13 protein-coding genes are annotated in these 13,955 nt (G+C 32.9%); 1 reads left to right on the top strand and 12 read right to left on the bottom strand.

Annotation, left to right across the window (positions count from 1 at the left end):
- Nucleotides 1-45: 45 nt before the first annotated feature.
- The gene (gene rpoZ, locus HMPREF2578_RS03575; RefSeq protein WP_002448867.1) at nucleotides 46-258 is read right to left on the bottom strand and encodes a DNA-directed RNA polymerase subunit omega; all 213 of its coding nucleotides are present in this window, start codon (nucleotides 256-258) and stop codon (nucleotides 46-48) included.
- Nucleotides 258-881: a guanylate kinase gene (gene gmk / locus HMPREF2578_RS03570; RefSeq protein ID WP_002448723.1), complete on the bottom strand. Its 624-nt coding sequence runs from the start codon at nucleotides 879-881 to the stop codon at nucleotides 258-260. Before gmk ends, rpoZ begins: the two co-directional genes overlap by 1 nt.
- 158 nt (nucleotides 882-1,039) lie before the next feature.
- On the opposite strand from gmk, the gene HMPREF2578_RS03565 reads away from it, so the two are divergent.
- Complete coding sequence (locus HMPREF2578_RS03565) at nucleotides 1,040-2,743, top strand: Rqc2 family fibronectin-binding protein (protein ID WP_019835569.1); 1,704 nt, start codon at nucleotides 1,040-1,042, stop codon at nucleotides 2,741-2,743.
- A gap of 69 nt (nucleotides 2,744-2,812) precedes the next feature.
- Here HMPREF2578_RS03565 and HMPREF2578_RS03560 read toward each other — a convergent pair whose 3' ends face one another.
- The 10 genes from HMPREF2578_RS03560 to pyrR form a co-directional block, all read right to left on the bottom strand.
- Nucleotides 2,813-3,217 (bottom strand): VOC family protein, encoded by a 405-nt coding sequence (locus tag HMPREF2578_RS03560; protein ID WP_017174564.1) that lies wholly within the window; start codon nucleotides 3,215-3,217, stop codon nucleotides 2,813-2,815.
- A gap of 319 nt (nucleotides 3,218-3,536) precedes the next feature.
- Complete coding sequence (locus tag HMPREF2578_RS03555) at nucleotides 3,537-3,761, bottom strand: hypothetical protein (RefSeq protein ID WP_231451764.1); 225 nt, start codon at nucleotides 3,759-3,761, stop codon at nucleotides 3,537-3,539.
- Nucleotides 3,762-3,775: 14 nt separating this feature from the next.
- Nucleotides 3,776-4,384 (bottom strand): orotate phosphoribosyltransferase, encoded by a 609-nt coding sequence (gene pyrE / locus HMPREF2578_RS03550; RefSeq protein WP_017174562.1) that lies wholly within the window; start codon nucleotides 4,382-4,384, stop codon nucleotides 3,776-3,778.
- A 1-nt stretch (nucleotide 4,385) separates the two neighbouring features.
- Entirely contained in the window at nucleotides 4,386-5,078 is a 693-nt protein-coding gene (gene pyrF / locus HMPREF2578_RS03545; RefSeq protein ID WP_017174561.1) for an orotidine-5'-phosphate decarboxylase, read from the bottom strand.
- Nucleotides 5,079-5,178: 100 nt separating this feature from the next.
- Nucleotides 5,179-8,352, bottom strand: a complete 3,174-nt coding sequence (carB, locus tag HMPREF2578_RS03540; RefSeq protein ID WP_017174560.1) for a carbamoyl-phosphate synthase large subunit — start codon at nucleotides 8,350-8,352, stop codon at nucleotides 5,179-5,181.
- Nucleotides 8,345-9,451: a carbamoyl phosphate synthase small subunit gene (locus HMPREF2578_RS03535; RefSeq protein ID WP_017174559.1), complete on the bottom strand. Its 1,107-nt coding sequence runs from the start codon at nucleotides 9,449-9,451 to the stop codon at nucleotides 8,345-8,347. The genes carB and HMPREF2578_RS03535 overlap by 8 nt, the downstream gene beginning before the upstream one ends.
- Before the next feature lies 1 nt (nucleotide 9,452).
- Nucleotides 9,453-10,727 (bottom strand): dihydroorotase, encoded by a 1,275-nt coding sequence (locus HMPREF2578_RS03530; RefSeq protein WP_017174558.1) that lies wholly within the window; start codon nucleotides 10,725-10,727, stop codon nucleotides 9,453-9,455.
- Between the two features lie 2 nt (nucleotides 10,728-10,729).
- Nucleotides 10,730-11,623 carry an aspartate carbamoyltransferase catalytic subunit gene (locus HMPREF2578_RS03525; RefSeq protein ID WP_017174557.1) on the bottom strand — a complete coding sequence of 298 codons (894 nt, stop codon included), beginning with the start codon at nucleotides 11,621-11,623 and terminating at the stop codon, nucleotides 10,730-10,732.
- 25 nt (nucleotides 11,624-11,648) lie between these two features.
- A complete protein-coding gene (locus HMPREF2578_RS03520) occupies nucleotides 11,649-12,962 on the bottom strand; it encodes a uracil-xanthine permease family protein (protein ID WP_017174556.1) in 1,314 nt (437 codons plus the stop codon).
- Between the two features lie 224 nt (nucleotides 12,963-13,186).
- The gene (pyrR, locus tag HMPREF2578_RS03515; RefSeq protein WP_017174555.1) at nucleotides 13,187-13,714 is read right to left on the bottom strand and encodes a bifunctional pyr operon transcriptional regulator/uracil phosphoribosyltransferase PyrR; all 528 of its coding nucleotides are present in this window, start codon (nucleotides 13,712-13,714) and stop codon (nucleotides 13,187-13,189) included.
- Nucleotides 13,715-13,955: the final 241 nt, after the last annotated feature.

The raw sequence follows: 13,955 nt of genomic DNA, 5'->3' as shown, positions 1-13,955 counted from the left end.
TTATATTTCAGAACAACAACTTAACTGATAACGAAATAATTTTATTTATGCTTGAAACTCTTCAGGTACAACAGGTGAAATTTTTCCGCTTGCGATCTCTTCTAGTGCTTCACCTACAGGTTTTGCTGAATGATAACCATTTAGTAATGCAGTTTCAGGCTTTTCGTCTAATTCACGTGCACGTTTAGCAGCTGTTGTTGCAATTAAATATTTTGAATTAATTTGTGATTGTAATTGATTTAACGGTGGGTTTAACATTATTTCTTTGCCTCCAATAACATTTTTCTATATATCGCTTCAACGCGTTCTCTTTTTAAGTGCTCGGCTTCTACAATTGATTGAATTCTTTCTTTAGCCAAATGAACTTCATCATTAACAACGACATAATCATAAAGATTCATCATTTCTACTTCTTTACGTGCTTCATTTACCCTACTTTGAATCTTTTCATCTGTTTCTGTACCGCGACCAATAAGACGTTCTTTCAAATGATCTAAGCTTGGCGGTGCAAGAAAGATAAATAATGCGTCAGGAAATTTTTTTCTTACTTGTTTCGCACCTTCAACTTCAATTTCTAAAAACACATCATGACCTTCAGCCATTGTATCTTTAACATATTGTACGGGTGTCCCATAGTAATTTCCTACATATTCGGCATATTCAATAAATTGATCTTCTTGAATTAATGCTTCAAATTCTTCTTTCGTTTTAAAAAAGTAATCTACACCGTTAACTTCTCCTTCTCGCATTTGACGCGTAGTCATCGAGATTGAGTATTTATATGATGTAGTTGGATCGTCAAATATCTCTTTACGAACAGTTCCTTTACCTACTCCTGAAGGACCTGAAAGAACAATTAGTAATCCTTTTTCATTATCCATGCCTTACGACCTCTCTAAGCTATTCTTCTATTATTTAAATATGATATCACATTGTTGTTTACGTTGTATAGAGTGTACTAGGATAAACTTAACTCATGACGCTCTATTGTTACCATGTTACAATATAATGAATGACAAAACTGAAGGTGGAAAAAATTATGGCTTATGATGGCTTATTTACAAAAAAGATAATAGAATCACTACAATTTTTAGTAACAGGTAGAATTCACAAAATTAATCAACCAGAAAATGACACAATCATTATGATTATTCGTCAAAATCGTAAAAACCATCATCTATTGTTATCTATTCATCCCAATTTTTCAAGAATGCATCTCACCAATAAAAAGTACGACAATCCCTTTGACCCACCAATGTTTGCACGTGTCTTTCGTAAGCATTTAGAGGGAGGTATTGTTAAATCAATACGACAAATCGGTAATGATCGTAGAGTAGAAATTGACATTGAAAGTAAAGATGAAATTGGCGATACGATATATCGAACAGTGATATTGGAAATCATGGGTAAACATAGTAATTTAATACTAGTAGATGATCAATATAAAATTATAGAAGGCTTTAAACACTTGACGCCAAATACAAATCAGTATCGTACAGTGATGCCTGGTTTCAAATATGAAGCTCCTCCTACTCAAAACAAACGAAATCCATATGATATTTCAAGTGATGAGGTGCTCAAATTCGTTGACTTTAATGCCGGAAAAATTGCTAAACAATTACTCAATGCGTTTGAAGGCTTTAGTCCTCTAATTACAAATGAAATTACAAATCGTTACCAATTTATGAATCAAGATACTCTACCTCAAGCTTTTGAAGAAGTGATTGACCAAACATTAAAAGTACCCGTACCAGTATTTCATAAAAATCATGAAACAGGTAAAGAAGATTTCTATTTTATGAAATTAAAACAATTCTCGGATGATATTGTTATCTATGATTCATTACATGATTTGTTAGATCGTTATTATGATGCTAGAGGTGAGCGAGAACGTGTAAAACAACGTGCGAATGATCTAGTACGCTTCGTACAACAACAATTACAAAAATATCAACACAAGTTAAGTAAACTTATAGACGAATACGAAAGTGCTAAAGATAAAGACACACAACAATTATACGGTGAACTCATTACTGCTAATATTTATCGTATTCAACAAGGTGACGCGTCTATAAACGTTCTAAATTATTATACTAATGAAGAAGTAACGATTCCATTAGACCCTACTAAATCACCATCCGTGAATGCTCAATACTACTATAAGCAATATAACCGAATGAAGACACGAGAAAAAGAACTCGATCTTCAAATTGCTCTTACACGTGAAAATATTGACTATTTTGCCAATATTGAACAGCAATTAGAACATATTACAGTTGATGAAATTGATGACATTCGTGATGAATTGGCAGAACAAGGATTTATGAAACAACGTAAAAATACTAAAAAGAAAAAACAAGATAAAATCCATTTACAAACATATATATCTTCAGATGGAGACACGATTTTAGTAGGTAAAAATAACAAGCAAAATGATTATTTAACAAATCGTAAAGCTCAAAAATCACATATATGGTTCCATACTAAAGATATTCCAGGTTCGCATGTTGTCATTTTAAATGATGCACCGAGTGAGACTACGATAAAAGAGGCAGCAATGCTTGCGGGATATTTCTCTAAAGCTGGAAATTCTGGTCAGATACCGGTAGACTATACAGAAATCAAAAATGTCCATAAACCTTCTGGCGCTAAACCAGGATTTGTCACATATGATAATCAAAAAACGTTATATGCAACACCTGATTATGACCAAATCCAGCGTATGAAGCAGGATAAAAATTAAAAAAATAAAAAAATAAAAATCCGTAGATGCTTTTTTTAAGTCATCTACGGATTTTATATATCATAGTGTCTATTTTTCTGGTAATGCAAGTTGGAAACTTACTCCAAATTTATCTTGCACCCATGCAAACTCACGAAATGGTGGCATAGAAGTTTTAGGCATCAGTATAGCACCTTCTTTTTTTAGACCATTAAATAAACGTTCCATTTCCATAGCATCTTCAACAGTGATATATAAAGAGATGGAAGGATTCATTGGTAATTCTTCACCATTATCGGCATCTATCGCCATGAATACTTGACCATTTAATGTGAAAATAGAATGTTGAACTGTCCCAGGTTCTCCAGGACCATCTTCTCCGTATTTTACCATTGTTAAAATCTCACTGTTTTTAAATAAGCTTGTATATAAATTGACTGCTTCTTCAGCTTGATTATTAAACATTAAAAATGGTGTTACTTTAGGTATTTCCATTGTAATCCTCCTATAATTTATAATTAATGTCTATTTTAAACTATTTTTAAAAATAATAAAAAGTTAGCTATTAAGAACTTTGAATTAAAAGTAGCTTTAATTTTGAAAACTTTCCATAAACAGTTAAAATTAAATAAAAGTATAATAGGAGGCATTTAATATGATGCATTATATTCTACCACTATTAGCAATGGTCATCGTTTTATTAATCGGATGGGTGTTAATTAAAATCTTTATACGTTAAGTTAATTATAGATTGATATAAAAAGATACATATAAATATGTTGATTCATATTTATATGTATCTTTCTTTCTATATTTAGATTTTATCTTTTTGACGTAAACGTGCTTTGGCTTTTTTAAAGAAGTCACTTGCATGCTCAAAAGATTCCATTTGTGCGTGATGCATATGTTTAATACTTTCTTTAATAGTTAACACATGTGCTGTTTGTTTAAATTCTTTTTCACTGTATAAAAATTGATTCACATGTTTTAACTGATTATAAAATGCATTATTATCTTTGTCTTTAGACAACTTTATCACCCTTTAAGCGAAACTTAGAGATTATCGCGCCAATCCACTAATGTTTGAATATCATTTTCTGAAATTTTGCCTTCTTCTTTAGCTACTTCAATAAGTTCATTATAATTACTTAGCGTATAGAATGGTAGATTCGCTTGTTTGAACATGTCGTCTGCTTTAGCTAGACCATAAGTAAAGATTGCAACTACACCTACGACTTCAGCCCCTGCTTCTCTTAAAGCTTCCACTGCAGTAATTGACGATCCCCCTGTTGAAATTAAATCTTCCACGACAACGACTTTTTTATTTTTACTTTGTGCGCCTTCAATTTGATTTTGTTTACCATGACTTTTACTTTTAGATCGTACATAGTTCATTGGTAAGTTTAGTTTTTCAGAAATATAAGCAGCATGTGGAATACCAGCAGTTGCTGTTCCTGAAATAACCTCTACATTATCAAAATGTTCTGTAATAAGTTCACTTAATCCATCACGAATGTCTTGACGTACTTTAGGGTAACCTAATGTAATACGATTATCACAATAGATAGGTGATTTTATGCCTGAACTCCATGTGAATAAGTCATTGGGTGATAAACTTACTGCTTCAATATCTAATAATGATTTTGCTATGTGTTTTGACATATTAACTTAACCAACTTTCCTTTATTTTTGTATAACTCTCTTGTGGATGCTCACTTTGAGTTATTGGACGACCCACTACAATGTGAGTTGAACCTAATTGTTTCGCGTCTTCTGGAGTTGTAATACGTTTTTGATCATTCACCGCTGCACCTTTAGGTCTGATACCAGGCGTCACCTTTAAAAAGTCAGAACCTAGAGACTTTGTCAGTAATTTAGCTTCTAATGGTGAACATACTACGCCATCTAATCCTGACTCTTGCGCTAATTTTGCATAATTTAACACTGCTTCTTCAATAGACGTTTGGATATTTTGTTCTTGATGAAGCATTTCTTCAGTCGTTGATGTTAATTGAGTCACTGCTATTATTTTAGTAGTTTCATTATATTTACGTAACCCTTTTACAGCATGTTTCATCATTTCAGTTCCACCAGCAGCATGCACGTTAACTAAATCAACATTTAACTTACCTAAACCCTCCATAGCTTTTTGAACTGTATTAGGAATATCGTGTAACTTAAGGTCTAAAAATATATCATGTCCACGTTCTTTTATTTTCTTAATTAAAGCTGGTCCAGTTTGATAATATAATTCCATTCCTACTTTTACAAAAAGTGGTTCATCAAATTGATCTAAAAAATCAAGAACATGATCCTCAGAATCAAAATCTAAAGCTATAATTGGTAAATCTCTCATTCATTAAACTCCTTTAAATAAATCACTTTTATTTTAAAAAGAAGCGACTTGTGCTTAAACATAAAGCAAGTTAACACATAAGTCGCTTATAATTACGGCATTACATATTTCTCATTGAAAATGTCATACTTTCAATGACATTTGTTAATGCACTTGCAGTATCTAATGAAGTTAAACATGGCACTCCGTTTTCTACAGTAGTACGTCGAATTTGGAAGCCATCTCTTTCAACTTCTTTACCTTTTGTCATTGTGTTAATAACAATTTGTACATCCCCATTTTGGATACGTGTTAATAAATCATCTTCTCCACCGATTTTACCAACAACTTCAACAGGGATATTGTGCGCTTCTAATTTTTGTGCAGTACCTTGTGTAGCTAAGATTTTATAACCTACTTCATTTAAACGGTGCGCAATATCAACGATTTCTTCTTTATCTTTATCACTTACTGTCATTAATACGGTACCATGATCTTTTACTTCTACACCACTACCTGTTAAACCTTTATATAAAGCTTTTTCAAGTGTTAAATCTTTACCCATCACTTCACCGGTAGATTTCATTTCAGGTCCAAGTGTCACGTCAACATTTTTTAATTTATTAAAACTAAATACCGGTGCTTTAACAAACACACCCTCTGAATATGGTTGAATACCTTGTTGATAGCCTAAATCTTTAAGTTTTGTGCCCATTATCGCTTGCATGGCAAGTTGTGCCATTTGAATATCAGTAATTTTACTTAAGAAAGGCACTGTACGACTTGCACGTGGGTTAACTTCTAATACATACACACCATCATGTGCAATAACGAATTGAATATTGATGAGACCCACAATGTTTAATCCTTTAGCTAATTTAATTGTATAATCTTCGAGTGTATTTATTTCTTCATCGCTCAATGTTTGTGGTGGATACACTGCAATTGAATCACCGCTATGAACACCTGCACGTTCAATGTGCTCCATAATACCCGGAATAATAACTGTTTCACCATCAGAAATTGCATCGACTTCTATTTCTTTACCTGTTAAATATCTATCCACTAATACTGGATGTTCTGGACTTGCTTTAACAGCTTGTTCCATATAGTCTTCTAATTCTGCATCACTATTTACAATTTCCATGGCACGGCCACCTAATACATAAGAAGGTCGTACAACTACTGGATAACCAATTTCACGTGCATTTTCTAATGCTTCTTTAGGAGAAGTGGCTGTTTTACCTTTAGGTTGTGGCACATCAATTTTTCTTAAAAGTGCTTCAAATTCTTTTCTATCTTCTGCACGATTTAAATCTTCTAATGATGTTCCTAAGATTTTCACACCATGTTTAGCTAATTTATCAGCTAAATTGATTGCTGTTTGACCACCAAATTGAACTACTACACCTTTAGGTTGCTCTAAATTAATGATATTCATTACATCTTCTTCAGTTAGCGGTTCAAAATATAATTTATCTGAAATTGAAAAGTCTGTTGATACTGTCTCTGGATTATTATTAACAATGATTGCTTCATATCCGGCATTTTGAATTGCCCAAACTGCATGCACTGTCGCATAATCAAACTCTACACCTTGTCCGATACGTATTGGTCCAGAACCTAATACTAAAATTTTCTCTTTATCTGTAACTATAGATTCATTTTCTGTTTCATATGTTCCGTAATAGTATGGTGTAGATGATTCAAATTCTGCTGCACACGTGTCTACCATTTTATACACAGGTTTAATATCATTATCTTGACGTAATTGATATACTTCTTCTTCAGTCATATCAAAGCGATGAGCAATCACTTTATCACTGAAACCATAATCTTTTGCATATTTAAGATATTCTAAGTCTCCTGGATGCGCTTTAAGTTCATGTTCAATATGAATAATATTAAGGAATTTATTTAAGAAGAAATAATCAATTTTAGTCATTTCATGAATTTCTTGTAATGATGTGCCACGTCGAATCGCTTCACCAATAAAGAATAAACGCTCATCATCTTGATGACTAATACGTTCTTTAATGTAGTCTAAGTCATAACTTTCACCGTTTGGTAAACCAAGATGATGGACACCATATTCTAATGAACGAATCGCTTTTAATAATGATTCTTCATATGTACGACCAATAGCCATCACTTCACCAGTAGCCTTCATTTGTGTTCCTAATTCACGTTCACCTTTTTCGAATTTATCAAATGGGAAACGTGGAATTTTTGAAATGACATAATCAAGTGTTGGTTCAAACGCAGCATAAGATGTTCCAGTTATAGGATTTAGCATCTCATCTAATGTTAAACCAACCGCAATTTTAGCCGCTAATTTAGCAATTGGATAGCCTGTTGCTTTTGATGCTAGTGCAGATGAACGAGACACACGTGGATTAACTTCAATAATGTAATAATTTAATGAATATGGATCTAAAGCCAGCTGTACATTACAACCACCTTCAATACCTAAAGCACGAATCACTTTAAGCGATACATCACGTAACATTTGGTATTCAACATCTGATAGTGTCTGACTAGGAGCTACAACAACTGAATCTCCAGTATGGATACCTACTGGGTCAATATTTTCCATATTACATACTACAATGGCATTGTCATTTTTATCACGCATCACTTCATATTCAATTTCTTTATATCCTGCTATTGATTTTTCAATTAAACATTGAGTCGCTGGACTATAATGTAATCCATTACTTACAACTTCTTTTAATTCTTCATCATTATGACAGATACCACCACCAGTACCCCCCATTGTAAAGGCAGGACGTACAATTAATGGATATCCTACTTGTTCTTTGAATGCAAATGCTTGTTCTACAGTATTTACTATATCACTTTCAGGTACCGGAACATCTAATTCATTCATCAATGATCGGAATAATTCTCTATCTTCTGCTTGTTGTATAGATTCTAATTTTGTACCTAATAACTCTACATTATTTGCTTTTAATACACCGCTATCATGTAATTGTATTGCCATATTTAAACCTGTTTGTCCACCTAATGTAGGTAATAATGCATCAGGTTGTTCTTTACGAATGATACGTGCAATAAAGTCATGAGTTAAAGGTTCAATATATACTTTATCTGCAATTTCTTTATCAGTCATAATGGTTGCAGGATTTGAGTTTACTAAAATAACACGGTATCCTTCTTCTTTTAAAGCAAGACACGCTTGTGTTCCAGCATAGTCAAATTCTGCAGCTTGTCCAATAATAATAGGACCTGAACCAATTACTAAAATCGTTTTAATATCGTCACGTTTAGGCATTCGTTTTACTCTCCTTTTTATTATCTTTAAAATCTCTCATCATGTCTAAGAACTCATCAAATAAGTAATTTGAGTCACTTGGGCCTGGTCTTGCCTCTGGATGATATTGCACTGAAAAGGCTGGTAATGTTTTATGTCTTAATCCTTCAACCGTACCATCATTTAAAGCAATATGTGTCACTTCTAAATCTGTATTTTCTAATGAGTCTTTATCAATAGCATAACCGTGATTTTGACTTGTGATATCGACTTTACCTGTGCGTAAATCTTTTACAGGATGATTCGCACCACGATGTCCGAACTTCATCTTAAATGCTTTGGCACCTTGAGATAATGCAAATAACTGATGACCAAGACAAATGCCAAAGAATGGTATATTTCCTAAAACACCTTTAATCATATCTAAGGCAACATTAACTTCTTCTGGATCTCCAGGTCCATTTGAAAGCATGACACCATCTGGTGACATTGCTAATATTTCCTCTGCTGAAGTATCATAAGGTACTACAGTAACATTACATCCTCTTGAATTAAGCTCTCTAACAATATTTTGCTTTTTACCAAAGTCTAATAACACGACGCTTAAATCTGAGCCTGTTGATACATACGGTGTTTTTGTTGACACAGTAGTTACCTCATCACGAGGTAATTCTGCAGTTTTTAAGTTAGCTGCAAGTGATTCAATTTCCTCTTTATTGTCAGTAAATCCTGCTTTTAATACACCATATTTTCTAATTTTTCTAGTAATACTGCGTGTATCTACCCCTGAAATACCAGGAATTTGATATTGAACAAGTACTTCATGTAATGTTTTTTGTTTTCTAAAATTACTTGGATGCGTACTTGCTTCCTTAACCACTACCCCATTTAATGTAGGTGTAAGTGATTCAAAATCGTCTCTATTAATACCATAATTTCCAATTAAAGGATAAGTAAATGTAACAATTTGACCAGTATATGATGGATCAGAAATCGTTTCTTGATATCCAGTCATCGCTGTATTAAATACAATTTCACCGATTGATAATTGATCTGACCCTAATTTATATCCTTCATAATATGAACCATCTTCAAATACGAGATATCTACGTTCAAACATTTTACTTGTCCTCCTTAAATTTAACTTCACCCTCAACCATTGTTAAAACAGGGTTACCATATACTTTATATCCTATAAATGGTGTATTATCTGCTTTAGATAAGAAGTCTTCACCACGAATTTCTCTTTCTTCATCTAAATTGATGATTGTTAAGTCTGCATAGCTGCCTTCTTCTAATTTTCCATAAGGTAAATCAAATATTTGTGCTGGTTTAATTGTTAAGTAATCAACAAGTTGTTGTAATGACCAGTCTCCATTTTTAACAAAATGAGTATATAATAATGGGAAGGCTGTTTCACTTCCTACAATACCAAATGGTGCTTTTGTCATTGGCTGAGCTTTTTCTTCTTTGGCATGAGGCGCGTGATCTGTAGCAATACAATCAATGGTACCATCTAGTAATCCTTCTAATAATGCATCTCTATCTTCTTTACTTCTTAATGGTGGATTCATTTTAAAAATGGCATTATCACCTGGAACATCATCTTCAGTTAATAACAGATGATGTGGTGTCACTTCAGCAGTAACATGAATGCCTGCTGCTTTAGCATCACGAATTGCTCTTACACTTTCTTTTGTTGAAACGTGGCACACATGATAGTGACAATTTGCTGCTTCTGCTAATAAAACGTCTCGTGCAATTTGTACAGATTCACAAATGTTTGGAATGCCAGGAATACCTAATTCTTCACTACGTTTACCTTGATGCATTGCACCACCATAAATTAAGCTATTATCTTCACAATGAGCAACAACTGCTTTATTTAATTTTGCAGCTTGTTGCATCGCTTCATACATCATTGCTGACTCCTGAACACCTACACCATCATCTGTAAATGCAAATGCACCCTCTTTTGAAAGTGCTTCAAAATCAACATGCTCTTTACCAGCTTGACGAATTGTAATTGATGCATAAGGTAAGACACGGACTTGTGCATTTTCTTTAATTAATGATTGCAACTGATCCATGTGTTCTACTGTATCAGGTACAGGACGTGTATTAGGCATAGGACATACTGTTGTAAACCCGCCACGTGCAGCTGCTTTTGTTCCAGTTTCAATTGTTTCTTTATGTTCTCCACCTGGTTCTCTTAAATGTACATGCACATCTACTAGTCCTGGTGCTACAAACTGACCATTTGCATCAATGACTTCAGTACCTTCATCAATATTAATATTTTCATTCATTTCCTTGATATATTGTCCATCAATTAAAATTGACGTTGATTTAAGTTCACCATTGTCTAAAATTTTAGCATTTTTTATAAGTTTCATAATTATTCTCCTTTTCTTGATAAAAGTTTATCTATTACAGCCATTCTTAAATACATTCCATTTTCCATTTGTTTAAAGATTCTTGACTTAGGTGCTTCAACTAGTTCACTATCGATTTCTACGCCACGATTTACTGGAGCAGGATGCATCACTATCGCATCATCTTTTAAACGACGATACCTTTCTTTAGTTAACCCATATTGTTCATGATAATGATCAGCTTTAAAGTTTGCTTCATCAGTAATACCATGTCTTTCATGTTGAACTCTTAAAAGCATAATGATATCAACTTTATCAATCACATCATCAATATTTACATAGGGAGCATCTAATGTTTCATCTACCCATTCATTAGGACTTGAGAACATTACTTTAGCGCCAAGTGAGGTTAAACTTGTATAATTACTTCTTGCTACACGAGAATTTTTAATATCTCCACATATTAAAATATTTAATCCTTCAAACGTTTCGTATTCTTCATAAATCGTCATTATATCCAATAAGCTTTGAGTAGGATGCTGACCACTACCATCTCCAGCATTTGCAATCGGAATATTTAAATTTTCTAGTTCTTCGTAATATGCATTTTGAGGATGTCTAATGACTAATAAATTGACGCCAATACTCTCTAACGTTTTACAAGTGTCATAAAGTGATTCTCCTTTTTGTACTGAAGAAGTGCTTGTTTCAAAGTTAACTTGTTTCAATCCAAGATTAAGTTCAGCTACTTCAAAACTGCATTTTGTACGTGTTGAATTTTCAAAGAATAAGTTAGATACATATTTTCCTTCATACTGAGGGACAATTTCTTTTCCTGATTTAAAACGACTCGCTGTTTGAATAAGATTAAAAATATCGTCGTTTGTTAAATATTCCATTGAAAATAAATTTTTCATGACCTGCCTCCTAAAAGATCCTCTTTTATTTAATGTCTGATTCTTCTTTTTCTTTTGGCAAAATAAGATTTAATATGATTCCTGATAATGCTGCTAAAGCCATGCCTTCAATTTGTAGGTTCACACCAAGACTTTTTAAATTGATAACTAAATTTCCAATACCAACTACTAGTACTACTGATGCAATAACTAAATTACGATTACTAGCAAAATCAACACGACTTTCTACCAACATTCTAAGTCCACTTGCTGCAATAATACCGAATAATAAGATAGATACACCACCCATAACTGGTGTAGGAATTGATGAAATTAATGCTGAGAACTTACCTATAAATGATAAGATAATTGCAATCACTGCTGCGCCACCAATGACATAGATACTATATATTTTTGTAATTGCGAGTACACCAATATTTTCGCCATAAGTTGTACTAGGCGGTCCTCCAATAATACTAGCGAACATTGTTGAAACACCATCACCTATAATTGAACGATGTAAACCTGGATTTTCAAAGAAATTACGTCCTACAATTTTATTAATTACCATTTGATGGCCAATATGTTCACTGACTGTTACAAATACTATAGGCAACATGACTAAAATAAGTCCGATATGTATCGATGGAACATAATCTTTAAATGGTAAATATATATCTGGAAAATCTAGCCAACTGGCTTTAGCAATTGGTTTGAAATTAACAATGCCTACAAAAATTGACACAATATAACCTACAATAATTCCTATTAACACAGGAATAAGAGAAAGGAAGCCTTTAAAGAATCCTTGAACAATAATAGTTACTAGTAAAGTTACTAATGCTACTAATAAATAGCTTAAATTGTAACCCTTCATATCTCCTGAATTCTCATACATTGCCATGTTTACTGCTGTTGGTGCGAGACTTAAACCAATGACCATAATAACTGGACCAACAACAACTGGTGGTAAAAGATGCATCAACCAACCGGTACCACTTAATTTTATGAAGATACCAATAACGATATACATTACGCCACTAGCGAATAATGCGACAAGCATATCTCCTAAACTGTGTGTACTTAACCCCGTAATAATTGGAGTAATAAATGCAAAGCTTGAACCTAAATAGGCAGGTATCTTTGCTTTAGTAATTAATATATATAGTAATGTTCCTATCCCAGATGCTAATAATGCTGCAGAAATAGGTAACCCTGTTAAAAATGGAACAAGGACAGTTGAACCAAACATTGCAAATAGATGTTGTAAGCTTAAAAACGCCCATTGTGCTGGTTTTGGTTTATCTTTTACATCTAGTACTGGTTTGACAGTACGTTTAAACATTTGCTCATTTTCCATGAAATGTTCTTCCTTTCTAAAAAAGTCTCTTTACACTATGGTAAAGAGACTAAAATAAATTAATGAAATATTATAAAAAGCTTCTTTAAGTTTTTTATAACATGACATAGGAAAAGTATTTAATTTAAGTGAGACATATCATCTATCCAATTAATAAATACATTACACGCTCACCATTAAATACTTTACCTTTTTCAGTCTCTCGTACTGGTTTAAAAGGTTAGTTATTCAATTACTACTGCATTTCTATCATCTATTTCTTCAAGATAAACAGATACTGCTTCATCTTTTGCAGTAGGTATATTCTTTCCAACAAAGTCTGCTCTAATTGGCAGTTCACGATGGCCACGATCCACAAGGGCAGCGAGGCCAATTTTTATAGGTCGAGAATGTAATAAAATTGCATCTAAAGATGCTCTAACTGTTCGTCCAGTATAAAGTACATCATCAATAATGATCACTATCTTATCTGTAACATCTTGATCAATTTCAATGGCATCTTTAGTGATAGGCTTTTTCGAGTTTTCAATATCATCTCTAAAATGAGTAATGTCAATCGTACCTGTTGGAACTACATGATGTTCAATTTGTTTAATTTTTTCTTGAATACGACGTGCTAAAAATTCGCCTCTTGTTTTAATACCTAAAAGAACAAGTTGTTCAGTTCCTTTATTATATTCTAGAATTTCATGTGCTATACGTGTAACAGTACGTTGTATAGCTGCTTCGTCCATAATAATACGTTCTGACATGATTACACCTCTTAAAAGAAAAAACCTCATGCCTTTTACAAAGACATGAGGTTTAATGTATATAAAAATATTTTATATGATTCGTCTGATAACAATCGAACAATTAAAGTTAATCATATTTATATCATTAGTCACCCTGTCTTTTGAGCCTCTCTGGACTCTTTTTAAAAGACACTGTTTTGTTTAATTTTAACTGTTATTAGCTTAAATCTTTTTAGTTCATAAGTCAATATGCTTTCTT

This window comes from Staphylococcus sp. HMSC072H03, assembly GCF_001809305.1.
Classification (GTDB): Bacteria; Bacillota; Bacilli; order Staphylococcales; family Staphylococcaceae; genus Staphylococcus; species Staphylococcus hominis.
Note: the sequence above shows the minus strand (reverse complement) of the source record. Positions and strands in the feature narration are given on the sequence as shown.

Coding starts and splice junctions, on each gene's coding strand:
- rpoZ (WP_002448867.1), bottom strand. CDS start 258: ATGTTAAACCCACCGTTAAATCAATTACAATCACAAATTAATTCAAAA.
- gmk (WP_002448723.1), bottom strand. CDS start 881: ATGGATAATGAAAAAGGATTACTAATTGTTCTTTCAGGTCCTTCAGGA.
- HMPREF2578_RS03565 (WP_019835569.1), top strand. CDS start 1,040: ATGGCTTATGATGGCTTATTTACAAAAAAGATAATAGAATCACTACAA.
- HMPREF2578_RS03560 (WP_017174564.1), bottom strand. CDS start 3,217: ATGGAAATACCTAAAGTAACACCATTTTTAATGTTTAATAATCAAGCT.
- pyrE (WP_017174562.1), bottom strand. CDS start 4,384: ATGTCAAAACACATAGCAAAATCATTATTAGATATTGAAGCAGTAAGT.
- pyrF (WP_017174561.1), bottom strand. CDS start 5,078: ATGAGAGATTTACCAATTATAGCTTTAGATTTTGATTCTGAGGATCAT.
- carB (WP_017174560.1), bottom strand. CDS start 8,352: ATGCCTAAACGTGACGATATTAAAACGATTTTAGTAATTGGTTCAGGT.
- HMPREF2578_RS03535 (WP_017174559.1), bottom strand. CDS start 9,451: ATGTTTGAACGTAGATATCTCGTATTTGAAGATGGTTCATATTATGAA.
- HMPREF2578_RS03530 (WP_017174558.1), bottom strand. CDS start 10,727: ATGAAACTTATAAAAAATGCTAAAATTTTAGACAATGGTGAACTTAAA.
- HMPREF2578_RS03525 (WP_017174557.1), bottom strand. CDS start 11,623: ATGAAAAATTTATTTTCAATGGAATATTTAACAAACGACGATATTTTT.
- HMPREF2578_RS03520 (WP_017174556.1), bottom strand. CDS start 12,962: ATGGAAAATGAGCAAATGTTTAAACGTACTGTCAAACCAGTACTAGAT.
- pyrR (WP_017174555.1), bottom strand. CDS start 13,714: ATGTCAGAACGTATTATTATGGACGAAGCAGCTATACAACGTACTGTT.